At 70.7% G+C, this 17,786-nt stretch carries 10 protein-coding genes; 3 read left to right on the plus strand and 7 right to left on the minus strand.

Annotated elements, in window-relative coordinates; genetic code table 11:
- Positions 1-15: 15 nt before the first annotated feature.
- A complete protein-coding gene (locus tag IW245_RS09985) occupies positions 16-3,192 on the plus strand; it encodes an AfsR/SARP family transcriptional regulator (RefSeq protein WP_197002890.1) in 3,177 nt (1,058 codons plus the stop codon).
- An 18-nt stretch (positions 3,193-3,210) separates the two neighbouring features.
- Here IW245_RS09985 and IW245_RS09990 read toward each other — a convergent pair whose 3' ends face one another.
- From IW245_RS09990 to IW245_RS10000, 3 genes are all read right to left on the minus strand, one after another.
- Positions 3,211-3,612, minus strand: coding sequence for a hypothetical protein (locus IW245_RS09990; protein ID WP_197002891.1), 402 nt, complete (start codon positions 3,610-3,612; stop codon positions 3,211-3,213).
- A gap of 148 nt (positions 3,613-3,760) precedes the next feature.
- Positions 3,761-5,131, minus strand: a complete 1,371-nt coding sequence (locus tag IW245_RS09995) for a TolB family protein (RefSeq protein ID WP_197002892.1) — start codon at positions 5,129-5,131, stop codon at positions 3,761-3,763.
- Positions 5,124-5,597 carry a sigma factor-like helix-turn-helix DNA-binding protein gene (locus IW245_RS10000; RefSeq protein ID WP_197002893.1) on the minus strand — a complete coding sequence of 158 codons (474 nt, stop codon included), beginning with the start codon at positions 5,595-5,597 and terminating at the stop codon, positions 5,124-5,126. Before IW245_RS10000 ends, IW245_RS09995 begins: the two co-directional genes overlap by 8 nt.
- Positions 5,598-6,276: 679 nt before the next feature.
- On the opposite strand from IW245_RS10000, the gene IW245_RS42140 reads away from it, so the two are divergent.
- Both IW245_RS42140 and IW245_RS10010 read left to right on the plus strand, forming a co-directional pair.
- Complete coding sequence (locus IW245_RS42140; protein ID WP_197002894.1) at positions 6,277-7,290, plus strand: helix-turn-helix domain-containing protein; 1,014 nt, start codon at positions 6,277-6,279, stop codon at positions 7,288-7,290.
- Complete coding sequence (locus IW245_RS10010; RefSeq protein WP_197002895.1) at positions 7,290-7,850, plus strand: hypothetical protein; 561 nt, start codon at positions 7,290-7,292, stop codon at positions 7,848-7,850. Before IW245_RS42140 ends, IW245_RS10010 begins: the two co-directional genes overlap by 1 nt.
- 157 nt (positions 7,851-8,007) lie before the next feature.
- Here the strand turns inward: IW245_RS10010 and IW245_RS10015 are convergent, their stop codons facing one another.
- The 4 genes from IW245_RS10015 to IW245_RS10030 form a co-directional block, all read right to left on the minus strand.
- Complete coding sequence (locus IW245_RS10015; protein ID WP_197002896.1) at positions 8,008-8,394, minus strand: hypothetical protein; 387 nt, start codon at positions 8,392-8,394, stop codon at positions 8,008-8,010.
- Positions 8,381-12,829, minus strand: a complete 4,449-nt coding sequence (locus IW245_RS10020; protein ID WP_197002897.1) for a polymorphic toxin-type HINT domain-containing protein — start codon at positions 12,827-12,829, stop codon at positions 8,381-8,383. The genes IW245_RS10015 and IW245_RS10020 overlap by 14 nt, the downstream gene beginning before the upstream one ends.
- A gap of 174 nt (positions 12,830-13,003) precedes the next feature.
- Positions 13,004-15,301: an FG-GAP-like repeat-containing protein gene (locus IW245_RS10025; protein WP_197002898.1), complete on the minus strand. Its 2,298-nt coding sequence runs from the start codon at positions 15,299-15,301 to the stop codon at positions 13,004-13,006.
- 77 nt (positions 15,302-15,378) lie between these two features.
- Entirely contained in the window at positions 15,379-17,691 is a 2,313-nt protein-coding gene (locus IW245_RS10030; protein ID WP_197002899.1) for an FG-GAP-like repeat-containing protein, read from the minus strand.
- Between the last annotated feature and the right edge of the window lie 95 nt (positions 17,692-17,786).

Below are 17,786 nucleotides of genomic sequence, written 5' to 3' on the forward strand. Positions count from 1 at the left end.
GGTTAGGGTCATGGAATGGGCCTGCCCGTTGTGGATCCGCCGCGTTTCCGGCTCCTCGGGCCGCTGGAGATCATCGTGGCCGGCGCACCCGTGCACCTCGGGGCGCCCCGGCTCAGGGCGCTGCTGGCCGTGCTGCTGATGCGCCGCAACGAGCCGGTGCCGGTGGCCCACCTCGCCGAGTGCCTGTGGGGGCCCTCCTCTGTGGCCAACGACCGCCGGGCGGTGCAGACCTACGTCACCCGGTTGCGTCAGGCTCTCGGCCCGGGCGGGGCGACGATCGAGACCACACCTGACGGGTACCGGATGCGGCTGCATCCCGATCAGCTCGACGTCTCGCGGTTCGAGGCGCTGGTGGCCGAGGCCGAGAGCGCACCGAGCCCGGAGCGCACGTCCGCGGTCCTGCACGAGGCGTTGGAACTGTGGCGGGGTCCGGCCTGCGCGGGCATCGACGCGGAGACCCTGCACCTGGTCGACGTGGTGGCGTTGGCGGAGCGGCGCGCCGTCGCCCAGGAGCGGTGGGCCGAGGCGGAGCTGGCCCTCGGTCACCACGCGGACGTGATCGCGGTGCTGCGCCGGTTCACCACGGAGGAGCCGTTGCGGGAGCGGCGGTGGGCCCTGCTGATGCTGGCGCTGTACCGCTCGGGCCGGCAGTCCGAGGCGCTGGCCGCCTTCCGGGACGTGTCCGCGCTGCTCGCCGAGGAGCTGGGCCTGGATCCCTCGGCGGAGCTGCGGGACCTGCACCGTGCCATCCTGTCCGCCGATCCCGGCCTGACCGGCGTCGGCCAGCCCGGCCCGCGCGTTCTGGTCCAGCCGTGGCTGACGGTGTGCTGCCTGCCCCCGGACAACACCCGCCTGGTGGGGCGCGATGAGCACCGCGCCCTGCTGCGCGCGCGGCTGGGCGCGTCGGGGGTGCCGATCGTGGTGGTCACCGGCTCACCAGGGGTGGGCAAGACCGCGACCGCCGTGGCCGCCGCCCACCAGCTGCGGGCCACGTTCCCCGACGGGCAGTGGTTTCTGCACCTGCGCGGGTCGGCCGCGCCGCGTCATCCCGCCGAGCTGCTGGCCGAGCTGCTGGTGTTCTCCGGGCTGGACGCCACGGCGGTGCCCACCGGCGCCGGGGCGAGGGCTGCGGCGCTGCGGGCCCGGATGGCCGACCGGCGCGTTCTCCTGGTGCTCGACGACGCGGCCGACGCCGAGCAGGTCGAAGCCCTGCTGCCGGGGACGGCGGGCAGCGCCGTGCTGGTCACGAGCCGCAACGAGCTGCGCGGCCTCGCGGTGCGGCACGGCGCGTCCGTCACGACGCTGGACCTGCTGACCCCCGACGCCAGCGTGCGGCTGCTCGCCGACGCCCTGGGCGGGGCCCGGACGACCGCGGAGCCGGCCGCCGTCGACGAACTCGTGGAGCTGTGCGCCCGGTTGCCGCTGGCGTTGCGGATCGCGGCGGCCAACCTCGCGCTGCACCCGCACCGCACCGTCGCCGACCACGTCGGGGACCTCAGTTCCGACCGTCGGCTCAGTAGGCTGGCCATCGCCGGGGACAGTCAGGCCGCCGTGCGGGGCACGTTTGACCTGTCCTACCAGGGGCTGGAGCCGGGCACCCGGCGGGCGTTTCGTGCCCTGGGGTTGTTGGCCTGCGCGGACGTGACCGGCGAGTGGGCCGCCGCCGTCCTCGACGTCGACCCCGTCGACGCCGAGTGGCTCCTGGAGGACCTGGCCGCCCGCAGCCTGCTACAGCGCATGACGCCGGGCAGGTTCGCCTTCCACGACCTGTTGCGCCTGTACGCGGCCGAACGCGCCGCCGCCGAGGAGTCCCCCGCCGACCGGCGGGGCGCCGTCGAACGGCTCATGGCGCGCTTCACCCGCAAGGTGCTGGACGCCAGCGCGCGGCTGTACCCGTGGGCTGTGCAACCCGCCACGGCGTCGACGGACGGCGTCGACGCGTTCGCGGACCAGGGCGAGGCGCTGGCCTGGCTCGACAGCGAACGCACCAATCTCGTGCTCACGGTCCGCCACGGTGCGCGCCTCGGGATCACCCGACCGGTGTGGCTCCTCGCCGACGCGCTGCGCGTCTTCCTGAGTCTCACCGGCCGCCACGACGACCGGCACACGTTGATCGACGCCGGCATGACCGCCGCGTCCGCCGCCGACGACCCTCAGGGGTTGGCGATCATGCATCATGCCCTCGGCCACCTGCACCTCGACCGGGGCCAGCGGAACAGCGGCCGGGAGCAGTTCGTCCGGGCGATCGAGCTGCGCGACGGCTGTGGCCGCCAAGCCGACAACGCGCCGTCGCTCAACAACCTGGGCCTGCTCTACACCGACACCGGCCGGTTGGACCTCGCGGTCGACTGCTTCACCCGCGCGGCGGACCTGGAACGGGCGCACGGCAACCCGCAGGGCACGGCGACCAAACTCAGCAACCTCGCCAACACCCTGTGCGCGTCGGGCCGACTGGAAGAGGCCCGCCGGTGCGCCGACAGCTCAGCGGGCATCCGTGCCGAACTCGGCCAGGACACGACAGACCCGCACAGCCCGCACGCCCAGGCGGCGTGCCTGCACCTCCTCGGCGACCTCGACGGTGCCGCCGCGGCGTTCGCCCGGTCGCTGGACAACAGCCGCCGGGTCGGCGACCGGCTCACGGAGGCCACGGTCCTGGCCGCGACCGCCGCCCTGTGGCGCGACCAGGGCGACCTGGATCGCGCCCTGACCGACGCCACCGCCGCGCTGGCCCTCGCGACGAAAATCGACAGCGGCGCCGCGATGATCGACGCCCTGACCACTCTGGGAACGATCCACCTGCGCCTCGGCAGCCCCGACCTCGCCGTCGACCGGCTGACCGAGGCGTGGGACCTGGCCCGCGACGCAGAACAGCACCGCCAGGCCATCGCGGTCCGCACCGCCCTCGCCCAGGCGCAGCTCGCCTCCGGTCAGCTGACCCCTGCCGGCAACCACCTCCGGCACGCGCTCGGCGAGGCCCGGCGGTACCAGTACCGGATTCTGGAGCTGCGGGCATGGGAGGCGTCGGCCGAGCAGTGCCTCGCCCGGGGCGCCACGGCGGAGGCTCTCGACGCCGCCGACAGGGCCGCGGCCCTGTATGAACAGACCGGATGCCGCCAAGGTCACGACGATATTCTCGGGTTCGTGGCGCTCCTGCGGGGAACGGCTGACGCCCGGTCAGGCTCCGGGGCCTGACCGGGCGCGCGGGCCGGGTCAGCAGTCCGGCACGCCGTCGATCCGGTTCGAGGCGTTGGTCAGGTAGTAGCTGGCCATCCAGCCGAATTCCCCGTCATATGTGTTGACCCACACCCAATAGGGGTTACCGCCCACGACCTGCCCAGTGCTGTTCTGGCAACGCACGTAGACGTTCTGCGGCGCGCTGACCCGGGTCACGACCGTGGGACAGTTCCACGGGCCCGGACGCAGGTCACACTGCTCGCCCGTGTCGGCGCGCACCGCGATGTTGGTGCCCCACACCTGGTACCAGCCCTCGCCGTGGCCCGACGCGAACGCCGGGGTGCCCCCCGCGACCGCCCCGGTGGTGGCCACCAGGGCCGCCACGGCCACCACCCCGGCCCGGGCGAGACGACGGCCCACCGTTCCTGACACCCTCATGATCTCCTCCTCAATCGATGGTGATCTCATGCTCGCCGGACGCGCCTTCATCTCGGCTTCACCGCAGCCACGGTCCATGGGACGCCATACCACGAGGTTGAAGCACGACCGAACCGGCAGGGACGCGGGGCCCGGTGGCCCGGTGGGGTCAGGGTCGCCGGGTGCGGATTCGGCGGACGATCAGCCATCCCCCGGCGAGCAGCGTGAGGGCGCCCGCGACGATGGCGGGTGTCAGCCAGCGGGGGCGGGGTCGGGTGGCTGCCGGTGGGCCGGCGCGGGTGCCCATGGCCGGCACCAGGGCCACGGCGAGTTGGACGTCCGTCGCGGCGACGCTCCGGTCGGGGCCCGGTCGCAGGGTGGCCAGGACCTCGGCACCGCCTCCGGTGACGTGAAACTGGAGGATGCGGGGGTTGTCGGCCTCAGCGCTGGCGTAGTCCTTTCCGGTGAGGGACACCAGCACCAGGAAGGTGCCGGGGTCCTTCCAGCCCAGTACCGGGTTGCGCCAGGCGGGGATGACGAACCCGGCGTGTACGGGTGCGGGCACGGTGGCCGCGGTGCCGGTGGCGTCGAGGAACGCGATCATCGGTGGGGAGTTGGGGTCGGGCAGGATGCGTCCTTGCTGGGTGATGAGTACCAACAGGGTGCCGTCGGGGCTCCAGGCCTGCGCTCCAGCGATTTCCTGACCAGGTGGCACGTCTAGTTCGCGGATCGTGCGGCCGTCAAGGTCCATGATGGTCAGCCGGGTGTCGAGCTGGACCGCGATCCGTTTGCCGTCAGGGGCGAACGCGACCAGGGTCGGCCGGTTGGGGCTTGGCTTCTGGTCGGCCGCGAGTTGGTGGTAGCTGCCTGTCTCGGTGTCCAGTAGCCACAACGGTCCGGAAATTACCGGGATGTTGCAAAATGTGTCGGCGTAGGTGCTGACCACGAGGTAGCGGCCGTCAGGTGACCAGGCCCGGGGGGCCGTGACCGTGGACCAACCCTGGGAGGCCTTGACCCTGGGCGGATCCAGGCGCAGTGTCCGCCGTGCGTCAGTGGCCAGGTCGACCAGCGTGACGACGGGGTTCTTGCCGGAGCAGTCGCCGAGCGCGAGGCGGGTGCCGTCCGGGGACAGTCGGGCGCCGGACTCCTCTTTGATGCCCAGCCGCCGGTACGTGTCGGCCGTGGCACCAGCCACGTAGGCCTCGCCGTGGTCGAAGTCCACGTGACCGACGCTCTGGCGGTAGAACGCGATCGCGGGGCCCGTCGGCGCGTCGGCCAGCAGCGGAATGCTGGTCGAGTGCGCGGGGAACTGCCGGGGCAGGGTGATGCCGCCGTCCGCCGGCCGGGGCGGTGGCGGGGCGTCGGGCAGCGCGACCACCGGCGTCAGCACGGCCAGCACGGCGGCGGCGGCCAACGCGGGCACCAGCCAGGCCCTGCGGGGCCGGCGCGGCCGGGGTGCCAGCACGGCGGCCAGGTTCGGGTGCACCGGCACGAGTTCGACGAACCCGCGTAGCCCGTCGCGTACATGCTGGTCAGTCATCGAGATGCTCCCGGAGAACGGCGAGGCCGCGGTGCAGCAGCGACCGGACAGTCGCCGGCCGACACCCCAACGCCTCTGCGACGGCGGATTCAGGCAGATCGAGGTAGTACCGACAAAAGACGGCGGCCCGGTGTCGGGGCCGCAACCGGGCCAACGCGGCCCGGACAGCCACCACATCGGGGCTCAACGCCGGCACGTCGGGCAGGTCGGTGTAGGCGTGCCGGCGTTCCAGCACCCGGCGGCGGACCCAGGACGTGCACCGGCTGACCACCGCCCGGCGCACCCACGGCACCGGGTCACGAACATCCGCACCGCGCCGGTACAGGTCGACGAAACTGTCCTGCACCACGTCCTCACCGACACTCAGGCTACCCGTCGTCACGTACGCCAACCGGACCAACGACGCGAACTGCGCGGCGTAGGTCGCCGCGAACACCGCGTCATCGACCCACTGCTCGGAAACCACAGTCACACTGTGCAGGGCGCACTAGACCGGCGATCCGTTGCACCCGGCCTCACCAGAAGATCCGACAGCCAACAGTCCGCGCCTCCGCGAGGCTGAACCAAGCCGCAACCTTCAGACCATGGATGCACACGCAACGGTGTCGTAGTGGCAGCCGCCCGTGGAGGTCCGGCTGTGCCTGGCGCCTGGGTGATGGCCGACGTTGGCGTCCGTCTCGGCGTGAGCGTTCCCTGTCGGTGTTCAGAATAGTTCGCGCCATTTGTTGAAACGCAATTCGGAGAGCGATCAGGAGCTCCTTGGACCGTGTGAGCCAGGTTGCGGCTCATCTGGAGCGGGTGTGGGCGGCCAGTGTTTCTGCCATATGGTCATCGCCTTTGCCGCGCCACGAGTTTCGGTCGGAGCCCGGCGGCGAGTAGGAACCTGACCTGGGGGGAACCCACCTTAGCGGAAGCCGCCTTCAAAACGCCTTCATCGCGGGATAGCGCTTACTGTGGTGCCGAAAATGGGTGGATAATCACGAGGTCAGGTTTCAATAAGGTTTACGGAATGAGAAATTCCCAGCTAGCGGTATGCAATGTTCCTGGCGGCCGGATATCCTGCTGGTCCGCTCTGCGGGCATCGTGCACTATGGCCCCGTGACAGGGGAATGTCGCGGGTGCGGAACGAGGGGGAAGGGGAGGCGGTGATTCCGGTTCTGACCCGATGGGGGCTGAGCGCGCAGGCGGATCTGGTCTATCGCACGCTGGTCAGTCAGGGACCTCAGACGGCGTCGGGTCTCGCGGTCCAGTTGGGCCTGGGGGTTCGGGCGGCTCGGTTGGCCTGTGAGGAGCTCGCCGCCTGCGGGGCCGTCGCGGGAGAGTCGTCCAGTGAGGGTGGTCGGCGGTGGCGGGCTCACAGTGCCAGCGGCTTCCTCGACTCGGTTCGGCAGCGACACCTGAACGCCGCGCACGCCCGCGCGGTCGAACAGCAGCGGCGGGCGTCTCTCGCCGGATACGCCCGGGTCAGGGAACTGACCGGCTTCGCCGGGGAGAAGACCGGGTTGACCCCGCTGCACGGCGGGGCGGCGGTCCGTGGCCGCATCGCACAACTGGCCGCCGGCGAGCGGTTCGAACACCTCGCCATGGCGCCCGAGCCGATCTATGACCCAGCAGCCGTGGCCGCGGCGGCCCCGTTGGACCTTGACCTGCTGGCCCGTGGCGTCCGACTGCGCACCTTGGAGCACACCACGGCGGCGGGCGGGGGCTTCGGCGAGCACACCAACGAACTCGCCCGACTGGGTGCGCGGCAGCGGGTGCTGGCCACGGTACCCGCTAAAATGATCATCTATGACCGGCGGGTGGCGTTGCTCCCGATGGATCCGGCGAACACCCAGCTCGGCGCGGTCGAGGTCGACGAACCGGTGGTGGTCGACGCGCTGGTCGCGATGTTCGAACAGGCGTGGGACCGGGCCGTGTCCTATGGCGAGCACGCCGGCACAACCCCCCTCAACCCCCGCGAGCAGGCGATCATGCGGCTGTTGCTGGAAGGGCACACCGATGCGGCGATGGCCCGGACGCTGGGTCTGAGCGCGCGAACGTTGCAGTACACCATTCGTTCGGTCATGGACCGGCTCGGCGTCAACACCCGGTTCGCGCTGGGGCACGCGCTGGGCCGCCTCGGACACGATCTGTCCTCACCCCTCGGAAAGGAAAGTTGATGCGAATCAGAGTTCTGGCTGCCGTCGCGACGGCGATCACCACGGCGGCGCTGACCGTGCCCGGGCCGGCCGCGGCGAGCGGGCCCGACGGACCCTGCGCGGCCGGTGAGGACAACTCCGGGCAGATCACCTCGGTCCAGAACAACGGCGGCGGCTCGATCACGGTGTCCGCGTGGCTGAGGTACTGCTCCCCATCCAGCACCTGGGAATTTTCCGGCCTGCCGGCGTTCGGCGTACACCGGACTGTGGCCGGCGACGCTCTGGACGCCGACGTGGCCGGCGCCGCGTTCAGCACTGCGCGCGGCTACCAGGAGGTGACCCGCACCTTGAGGCTGTCTACGGCCAATGTCACCGATGTGTGTGTGCATCCCGGCGAGTGGTCCGTGCACTGCTGGACTGTGCGGACCTACCCGGACGGGGCAGGTGTGCGGGTCGCCGTCGGCGCGCCCAATGATCACCGGCTCAGCATGTTCGGGCATGTACCCCAGGACCCGGACCCGGGTTGCGGGAACTGTTGGGGCGGTCCGGACGCGCCGCCGGTGGGCGGCGGCAAAGGCTAGGGCTTGAGTTGACGTGCCGGCTCCCATGACCCTGACAACGTGTGATGGGAGCGCGAAGTGGGCTGCACCAGAACTTCGGTTCCGGTGCAGCCCACGATTAGTTCAGATCTCGGGCCATCAGAGCCAACACCTTGACGTGACCTCTAGTGGTGCGGGGCTACCAGCCCCGCAGTTGTTGAGCCGGTTTCCGCGTCCACCACCAGTGCGCGCCGCGTTCCTTGTCGACTTCGGTGTATTGCGCTACATCCAGGCCCCCGTCATCGACCGTGGCTGCACGGAAGACGTCGTCCAGTATGACCACAAGGGAGCTAACTTTAAAGGCCAGGTCGCCGGTCAATAGCTCAATGTCCCGCTCGATGGCGTTTCGAATGTCGAGGCAGTTGATATACTCCTGAACCATTATCGGGCCGCTTGAGACAACACGGGCACACCGTTCCCACGTTCGTAGAAGACTGTGCAGGGACATGCCTCCGTCCAGCCTGAGGCCGAGCGCGTTGAGCTCAGCATCAGAGAGCGAGGAGGCGAATGCGTCAACGGAGTTCATCGTAGTATGCCTTTCCTCTCTCTGGCGTGAATACAGTTCCCAACTCCTGCCCTTCATGCCCGAGTTCACCAGCGAGGGGATTCTCGATCACGACAGCCCGCTTGGCGTCGTCCCAATAGGCTACCCGCCCACCGTTCAGAGGCTTCGACACCGACGCCCTGACCTCGAAGAGTATGTCGTCGACATACTGGGCGAGCGCTTCGCGACCCTCGATGCCCGCGACGTAGTGGTCAGCAAGACCGTTCTTCAGCTCGTCCATAGAGTGGTCCGCGATCGAATAGGCCAGCTCGCACGGGCCGGTGTTGTGCACGAGAACTGGCACGCCACGAACCAGCACGTAGTACGTGTGCAGGTCGGCCACCGTAAGGTTGCGCATCTCCTGCGGGCCGCGACGGTTGCGGACCGCCACGACGGTAACGATTCGGCCGTCGTCGGTGCGTAGCCGATGCTGCACGACCAATTGGCCGGCGTTCACCCATCCGCTTCGGGTCTCATCCCAGAACGGATGCTCCTGGGTGGTCCTGATCACCCCTTCGCCGCCGGAGGGCAGGGCGACGGCGATATCTGCTAGATCAATGTCGATATTTACATGCAATTGGGTGACGTGTTCGGCTGCGGTTACTCCGGTCACTGGGTCGGTGGACAACACGAGATCTCCGAGCGCGACTGTTGCGATCGGTCTGGCGGTGCCGTCTGCCATCAGGACCTGCGTGTCCGCGCTGAAGCTGTTGCTGCGAGCACAGAACTTGAACCGGATGGCGGCGCGACCGACCGCTGTGCGTTCGCCCGCGACAGTGAGAGCAGTCAGGACCCGGGCGTCGATGTTGGGGTTGCCCCGCAGGGCGCCATAGGCCGCTGCGAGTCCCTCGCCATTTGCCAGTGCTCCCCTGAACCTGGTCACGGCGGCGACCATGGCGTCGAGGCGAGCCAGGACCGGTGCCGTGTAGCCGCCCAGCGCGACTCTGAGCACGAGCTGGGCGTCTTCGATGCCAATGCCGGTCATGACGGCGTACCGGACCGCGATGACTCCCTTGACCCCCTTGAGGAGGGTGCCCCAGGGAATGAAAGTGGCGACGGCCCAAGCACACGGCCCGTTCACGCCGGGATTCTTGATGCACGTGATGAGGTCGCCGAACAGCAGGCTGGCAAGGATCTTGGCGCTGTCCCCCGTCATGCACATACCGGATTGCGGATCGCAGCGGACCTGGTAGTGCTCGACGTAGTCTTTGTAGGTCAGCTCGGAGGTGGCGTCGAACTGGACGCCGTCCAGGGTCTTGCTCGCCAGCACCAGGGTGTCAGCCTCGGTGTATTTGCCCTGGCAGCCGGCGATGGACAGGTTCGGCACGGGACAGGTCTTCAGGACGTAGTCCACGGTGCCGGAGACCTTGACCGTGACGGGTACATCGCAGACGTCGACGCCGGCGGCGTTCTTGTGCCAGGTGTGGTCGTCGCTGGTCAGCCAGCCCCACATCCCGCCGGGGTCCTCGGCGGTGCACTTCGACATGTCCTCGTGGACGATGTCCTGTTTCATGTCCGGCCGGGGCACCGCGTCGACGAACGACACCCGGCCGTCCTCGTCGACGAATGCGGTCTCGTTCTGCATGGCGCCCGCGGCCTGCTGGCGGTTCCAGACCTCCTGGCGCGCTGCGTCGGCGGCCTGGTTGGCCTCCGTGGAACTCTTCCCCGCGGCCTCGGCGGATGCCCTGGCCTGGTCGGCCGCGGCCTTCGCGTCGATCGCGTACTGCTTCGCCTGCTGTGCCGAGGCCGTCGCCGCGGTGGCGGAGTTGTCCGCGCGGCGGGCGGCGTCGCGGGCGGAGGCCGCGTTGGCCAGGGCCGTCCTGGCGTAGTCGGCTGCCTGCTTCGCTGACGCCTGGGCCTGCAGGGCGGACGCGGCGGCCTGCCGGGCGGCCTCGGCTGCCTGGCCCGCTGATATCTGGGCCTGGTTGGCGTAGCCGGCGGCCTCGGTGGCCGCGCCTCGGGCGGTGGCAGCTGCCCGGGCCGCCTCCGCCGCGTACTGCCGTGCGACCGCGACCGAGCCGTCGATCTTGTTGAGGTACGCGCCAATCGTGGCCACATGCGCCGCGGTGTCCGCGTCGCGACGCTGGGCCTTGGGCAGCCCGATCTGCAGGAAGGGCACATACCCCGACTTCGGCCCGGACAACACCGCCTGCGCCACGGCATTGACCTCCGGGCCCCCGTCGTGGATCGCCTTGTTGATCAGAACCGCGTTGTCGTCGTCGCGCACCTCGTACTGCTTGTGTGTCAGGAACTCCCGGACGGCGGCGATGGAGCTGTCCAGGGCGGCGCTACCGGCGGCCTTCATCGCCTCGCTGCCGGCCGCCATGATCTGCGACACCAGCACCCGGTCGTCGTCGTCCTTGCCCGGGTAGGCGCCGGTGGACAGGAACTCGCGCACCTGCGCCGGGGTCCCGACGGCCGCCTGTTCCGCGGCCAGGCGCTGCGGCAACCGGGTGGAGGCGTATGCGATGGTCATCACGCTGACCCGGTCGTCGCGGTCCCTGGCCTCGGTGAGGCCGGTGCTCAGGAATGCGCGCACGTCGGCGTCCGTACCGGCGAGGGCGGTTTCGGCGGCGGCCTGGACCCAGGGCCCGCCGGCGGTCAGCAGCCGCACCGCCGCCTGGCGACCCTTGGTGACTGCGACCGCCGGGTCGACTCCTGTGGCGGTGGCCTCCGTGAGCAGCCGTTCGGTGTCTGCGGCCAGTTGTGCGGCCTGACCGGCCTGCCACGCCGCGGTCTTCTTCTGTTCGTCCTCCACCCGCTTCGCTTCCACGGCGGCGGCGACCGAGGCCTTCTCCTGGGCTACGAGGCGTTCGGCGTCGGCTTTGCGGGAGGTGTCGGCGATCTTGTGGGCCTGGGTGGCGGCCTGGGCCGCCGCGTCGGCGGCCGCGGTGGCCTCGGTGGCCGCGGCCTGGGCGGTGGTGGCCGCGGTCGCGGCCTCGCCGGCGTGCGCGGCGGCGGCGGTGGCTGCCGCCGCGGCCGCGTCGGCGTGTCCGGCGGCGGCGTTCGCGGCGCGCTGGGCCTCACCTGCCGCGGCGGCGGCCTCCGCGGCGATGGCGACGGTCGCGGTCGCCGCACGGGTCGCCTCAGCGGCGGCCGTCCTGGCTTTCGTTGCCGCGTCGTTGGCCCGAGTGGCGGCGTCGCCGGACACCCCGGCACACTGGGCGGCGTCCGCCGCGGCCTGCGCCGCCGCCGCCGCGTTCGTGCCAGCGTCGGCGGCGGCCTGGGCCGCAACACCCGCCTCGGTGGCGACCCGGCCCGCCCACGCGGCGGCCTCACCGGCGCTGCGGGCATCGGTCGCCGCCTGTCGGGCTGCCGCTGCGGCGGCGCGCGCGGCGTCCGCCTGTCCGGCGTCGGTGGCCGCGTCGGCGGCGGCCTTGCGGGCTGCCGCGGCGGCGTCGCCCGCCTGCGTGGAGGCCGCAGCGGCGGCAGCAGCCGCGTTCGCCGCCTGCTGGGCCGCCTCGTTCGCGGCGGTCGCCGCCGTCGAGGCGGTCTGGGCGGCGACCGCCGCCCGGCCGGCGGCGTCGGCTGCCCGGCCCGCCGCCGCAGCGGCCTTGACCGCGTCACCTTGCGCGGCCTTCGTCTCCTGCGCGGCCCGCTGCGCGGCGTCCTTCGCCAGCCTCGCCGCGTCCACCGCCTTGGCCGCGGCGTCCTTGGCCGTCCGGGACTGCTCCCCCGCCCGCCCGGCGGAGTTGCCGGCAAGGTCGGCCAGTTGCGCGACGGTCAAAGTCTCCTGGTCGCGGGCCGCGGCGACCTGCCAGCCGGCGCGCAGGAACTCCCGCACGTCCTCAACCGTGCCGTCCAGGGCCACCCCGGCGGCCTTCTTCACTTCAGGGCCGCCGGTGGACATCAGTTGGTTGACCCGGACCCGGTCGTCATTGTCGCGCGCCGTGAACTGTTCGGAGTTCAGGAACCTCGTCACGTCATCGGCCGTGCCGTCCATGGCCTTGCCGGCGGCGACGCGCACGCCGGGGCCTCCGGTGGCCATGATCTGCGACAGCCGGACCCGCTGGTCGTCCTCGAAGGGCTTCCTATAACCGGAGTCCAGAAACGCCTGCACACCGGCCGCCGGCCCAGCCAGGGCTTTGGCTCCGGCCGCACGGACTCCCGGGCCCGACACGGCCAGCCGCTGTTCGAGCTGGGCGCGCAGGTCCTGCTCAGCAGCGGCTGTCTGACCGGTGGCGAGAAAGACCTGTATCCCCTGATCGGGACCGGCCAGGGCTGTCTCGGCTCCCCGACGTACCGCCGGACCGCCGGCCTTCCACGCGGCCAGGACCTTTGCCCGGTCGCTCAGTGTCACCGGCGCCGGGGTGGGATCAGCCAGGGCCGGGGCTGACAGCAGCCCCACCGCCAGGCTGACGGCCAGAATGACGGCGGCGGCGGCCCGCGCGCGTGCCGTCGTTGACTGTGCTGTCACTTTCATCGAACCTGATCCCATCCGGTCGGAGCGCGTCAGGACGCCACCACGCCACCCGGCAATCGCCTGGTGGCTCCAGCAAACGAGTTCACGACAGTCGGGTTGATATCTCCCGGCCTAGGCGGCCCCGCCCCTGCTCGCTCCGGCCGGGGCGGGCCACGAACTTCCCTGTAGTTACAGTGGCTTGGCGAAACTGTTCTTCGCCCAGGTGGCGAAGTTGTCGGCGGCCACCGCCGTGATCGTGAACGAACCGTCGCCCTTCGACAGGGCGACTGGGATGCTGTTCCAGTTGTCGCCACCGACCATCGCGATGTCGGCTTTGCCGTCGCCGTTGTAGTCGCCGGTCAGTGGCTTGGCGGAACTGTTGTTGGCCCATGTCGCGAAATTGCTCGCGACCACTGCCGAGACAGTGAAGGAGCCGTCGCCGTTGGACAACGCCACCGGGATGCTGTTCCAGCCGCTGCCGCCGACCATCGCGATGTCGGTCCTGCCGTCACCGTTGAAATCGCCGGTCAGCGGCTTCGCGGCGGCGTTCTTGGCCCAGGTGGCGAAGTTGTCGGCGGCCACCGCCGTGATCGTGAACGAACCGTCGCCCCTGGACAGCGCGACCGGGATGCTGTTCCAGTTGTCACCGCCCACCATCGCGATGTCCGTCTTGCCGTCACCGTTGAAGTCACCGGTCAACGGCTTCGCGGTCGCGTTCCTCGCCCAGATGGCGAAACTGTCGGCGGCCACCGCTGTGACCGCGAATGAACCGTCACCCTTCGACAGCGCCACCGGAATGCTGTTCCAGTTGTCACCGCCCACCATCGCGATGTCCGTCTTGCCGTCACCGTTGAAGTCACCGGTCAACGGCTTTGCGGAGCTGCTGGTCGCCCAGGTCCCGAAACTGTCCGCCGCCACTGCCACGATCGCGAACGAGCCGTCACCGTTCGACAACGCCACCGGGATGCTGTTCCAGCCGCTGCCGCCGACCATCGCGATGTCGGTCCTGCCATCACCGTTGAAGTCACCGGTCAACGGCTTCGCGGTCGCGTTCCTCGCCCAGATGGCGAAGCTGCCCGCCACCGTTGCGGTGACCGTGAACGAACCATCGCCTTTCGACAACGCCACCGGAATGCTGTCCCAGCTGTCGCCGCCCACCATCGCGATATCGGCTCTACCGTCACCGTTGAAATCACCGGTCAACGGCTTCGCGGTGGGGTTCTTGGCCCAGGACGCGAAGTTGTCGGCGGCCACGGCCGTGATCCCGAAGGAACCGTCGCCCTTCGACAGGGCCACCGGAATGCTGTTCCAGTTGTCACCGCCCACCATCGCGATGTCGGTCCTGCCGTCACCGTTGTAGTCGCGACCCAGCTGGGCCGGGGTGTTGTCCCGGACCCAGCCGGCGATGTCGTCGACCCTGACGGCTGTCGCGGCGGGGCCCCCGCCGGGGCCGTCCAGGCAGCCCGCCTGGCCCGACCGGCTGTGGACGGCGACGAGTTCGCCCTGGCCGTTGGTCGCGGGCCCACCGGCGTCGCCCTTGCACACCAGGCCGGTCGTGACGTTGACCGCAAGGCTGGTGCCGACGGTCGCGGTGACGGTCACGCCGGCCGGCCGCTGCGTCCCGGTGTGCCACGCGGTCGCCGTACGCCCGTATCCCACAGCCTGCAACACGGCCCCCGTGGCCGCTGCGGAGCCGGAGACCCTGAGCGCCGCGACCCCGCCGATGGGCGTCGCGAGCCGACCCAGCACCAGGTCACGGTCGGACCGGGGGACCAGTGCCGTGACGGCCACCGGCACGCGTCCGGGGAACTCCACCTGCGAAGGCCGGCTGGGCGCACCCGCGGGCACGACCGGCTGGGCGGGGTCGTCGGCGAAGCAACTCGCCGCCGTCAGGACCCACTGGGCGGCGACCAGGGTGGCGGTGCAGGCCCTGGAACCGACACGGCCGGGCGGTCCCACGGTGAGGTTCCCGACCGCGGGGTTGGGGTTGGTGACCGACACCGCCGGCCCGTCGGTGGCGATGAGTTCGAGCAGGGTAGTGGCGCCGCTGGAACTGCCCTCGCCGACCGGGGTCCATTCGTTCTTGCTGACATCGACGCTGGCGACAGTCCCCTGGCTGCTCAGCGTGGCCTTGATCGCGTGGCTGTCGCCCCTGATGCTGAAGACCTCGGGAATTTCCAGGGCCAGGTACCCCGTCGCGCCCGTGATCTTGAAGCAGGCGTGGCTGGGAGCCAACGACCGGCTGTACAGCTCGACCAGGCCACCGCCGGGCACACAGTCGGCCAGCACGATGTGCCCGTCGCCCGAGCGCAGCGTGATGCCCCGTGCGGCGAGGATCCCCGCCGCTCCCGGGTAGGCGAAGTCCTCCACCGCCGACGGGAGCGCCGTCTCGGCCGCCGATGCCGACGTTGCCGAACCCACCAGTACCGGAGTGATCAACAATGCCGCGGCCAGCGGCGTGACCAGGCCTCGACGCGCTCTACTCATCCACACAGTGACTCCCACAGCAGGACCAGGGAGCACACAGAGCCCCAGGTCGGAGGACACGACGTCGAACGGCGAGGTCACAGGATCCTCGCCCCGGGTTGGGCGGCCCACGATCCCCAGTCCGCGCCGGGGGGTGCCGAACACGTCACGGTGAAGGTGCCGTCGCCCTTCGACCTGGCCATCGGCAGGCAGTTCCAGCCCGCGCCGCCGGTCAACGCGAGGTCGGCCCTGCCGTCGCCGTCGAAGTCGCCGGCGAGGACCTTCGCGCCGGTTTCGGCGGCCCAGCCGACCCAGTTCAGTGCGGGGGCCGCGCACGTCACGGTGAACGTGCCGTCGCCGTTCGACAACGCCACCGGAATGCACGTCCATCCCGAGGCGCCCGTCATCACCAGGTCGGCCCTGCCGTCTCCGTTGAAGTCCCCGGTCACCACCTTCGCGGCCGGGTTGGACGCCCAGCCACCGAAGTCCGTGATGGGCGCGTTGGTGACCGTGAACGTGCCGTCCCCCTTCGACATCGCCACCGGCAACGTCGACCAGTTGGGGCCGCCCGTCAGGGCCAGGTCGGTGCGCCCGTCGGCGTTGAAGTCCCCGGACACCAACCTGACGTTGGAACTGGTCACCCAGTTGGCGAACTCACCGATGGGCGCGTTCGTGACCGTGAACGTGCCATCGCCCTTGGACATCGCCACCGGCAGCGTCGACCAGTTGTAGCCACCCGTCAGGGCGAGGTCGGTGCGGCCGTCGCCGTTGAAGTCGCCGGACGCCAACCGGGCGTTGGGATTGGCCGCCCACGTGAGCCAGTCCAGGCCAGGTGCCGCGCATGTCACGGTGAACGTGCCGTCGCCCTTCGAGAACGCGACCGGCACGCATGTCCACCCCGAGACTCCCGACAACGCCAGATCGGCCTTGCCATCCCCGTTGAAGTCTCCGGACACGACCTTCGCGGCCGGGTTGGACGCCCAGCCACCGAAGTCCGTGATGGGCGCGTTGGTGACCGTGAACGTGCCGTCCCCCTTCGACATCGCCACCGGCAACGTCGACCAGCTGGGGCCGCCCGTCAGGGCGAAGTCGGTGCGCCCGTCACCGTTGAAGTCCCCGGTGACGGACCGGACCCCCGAGCTCGTCGCCCAGTTGGCGAACTCGCCGATGGGCGCGTTCGTGACGGTGGCCGTCCCGTCCCCCTGGGAGAAGGCGACCGGCAGGGTGCTCCACCCGCCACCCCCGGTCATCGCCACGTCGGTCCTGCCGTCGCCGTTCACGTCACTCGACGCGCGCGGTCGCCGTGGCGTGTTCGTCGCGATCCAGCTCGCGAGGTCATCGACCCTGGCCTCGGTCGCCGCGGCGACGGTGGACGTCTGCGCCAGGCATCCGGCCTGCCCCGACCGGCTGTGCACGGCGGCGACCAGCATCCCGCCACCGGACGGGACCGTGAACGCCGGACCTCCGGCGTCGCCCTGGCACAGGACTCCTGCCGGCGGGGTCGCCGCGATCGTGGTACCCGCGACAGCCGTGACCGTGACCGCGCCGACGTGCGGGGCGGCCGGGGCCCACTCGGTGGCGGTGCGCCCGACGCCCGCGGCCTGGAGGTTCTGATCCACGGCCGGGGCCGCGGTGGCCACACCGGCCGGGGCGATGCCGACGATAGGGAAGGCCAGGCGGGCCAGCACCAGGTCACGGTCCGCCCGCGGCACCAGGCCGGTGACCACCACCGCCGGGTGACCGGTGAAGGTCACGGTGGCGGGGCGGGGCGGCGGGCCGGACTTGACGGTCGCCGGCTGGTTCGGGTCGTCGGCGAAGCAGCTCGCCGCCGACAACACCCACTCAGGCGCGATCAGCGTGGCGGTGCAACCCCGGGCACCAGTGCGTCCGGCAGCGCCGACCGTGAGCGTGCCGACTCCCGGATACGGGTTGGTCACCGACACCGCCGACCCGTCCGTGGCATTGAGCTCCAACAGGGTCGACACGCCGCTGGAGGCACCTTCGCCCACGGGGGTCCAGGCGTTGCGGTTGATGTCGACGCTGGTGACCGTGCCCTGGGTGCTCAGCGTGGCCTTGATCGCGTGATCGTCACCCTTGATGGTGTAGACCTCGGGGATCTCCAGCGCCAGGTACCCCACCGGGCCGGTGATCTTGAAACACGCCTGGTCGGCCAGCGAACGGCTGCGCAGGTGGATCAGGCCGGCCTGCGAATCGCAGTCAGCGAGTTGAATATGACCGTCGCCCGTCTTCAGGGTGATCCCGCGTTGAGTCAGAATTCCCGCCGCGTCCGGGTACGCGAAGTCCTCCACGGCCGTAGCCACGGTCGGCTCCGCGGCCCTGGCCGACACCGCCGACCCCACGATAAGCGCCACCGCCAGTGCCGCGACCAGCGGCACTTCAGCGGCCGTCACCCACAATGCCCTCCAGCCGGCGAGCCGGCCCCCCACACCAGTTCCTGTCACCCTGAACTCCCCTAACGGCCCGTCGGATCGGGTCGGCGAATGCA

Origin of the sequence: Longispora fulva (assembly GCF_015751905.1) — a bacterium.
GTDB lineage: Bacteria > Actinomycetota > Actinomycetes > Mycobacteriales > Micromonosporaceae > Longispora > Longispora fulva.

Bases quoted from the DNA above. Each gene is read 5' to 3' on its own strand.
- IW245_RS09985 (WP_197002890.1), top strand. From the start codon at position 16: ATGGGCCTGCCCGTTGTGGATCCGCCGCGTTTCCGGCTCCTCGGGCCG.
- IW245_RS09990 (WP_197002891.1), bottom strand. From the start codon at position 3,612: ATGAGGGTGTCAGGAACGGTGGGCCGTCGTCTCGCCCGGGCCGGGGTG.
- IW245_RS09995 (WP_197002892.1), bottom strand. From the start codon at position 5,131: ATGACTGACCAGCATGTACGCGACGGGCTACGCGGGTTCGTCGAACTC.
- IW245_RS10010 (WP_197002895.1), top strand. From the start codon at position 7,290: ATGCGAATCAGAGTTCTGGCTGCCGTCGCGACGGCGATCACCACGGCG.
- IW245_RS10015 (WP_197002896.1), bottom strand. From the start codon at position 8,394: ATGAACTCCGTTGACGCATTCGCCTCCTCGCTCTCTGATGCTGAGCTC.
- IW245_RS10025 (WP_197002898.1), bottom strand. From the start codon at position 15,301: ATGAGTAGAGCGCGTCGAGGCCTGGTCACGCCGCTGGCCGCGGCATTG.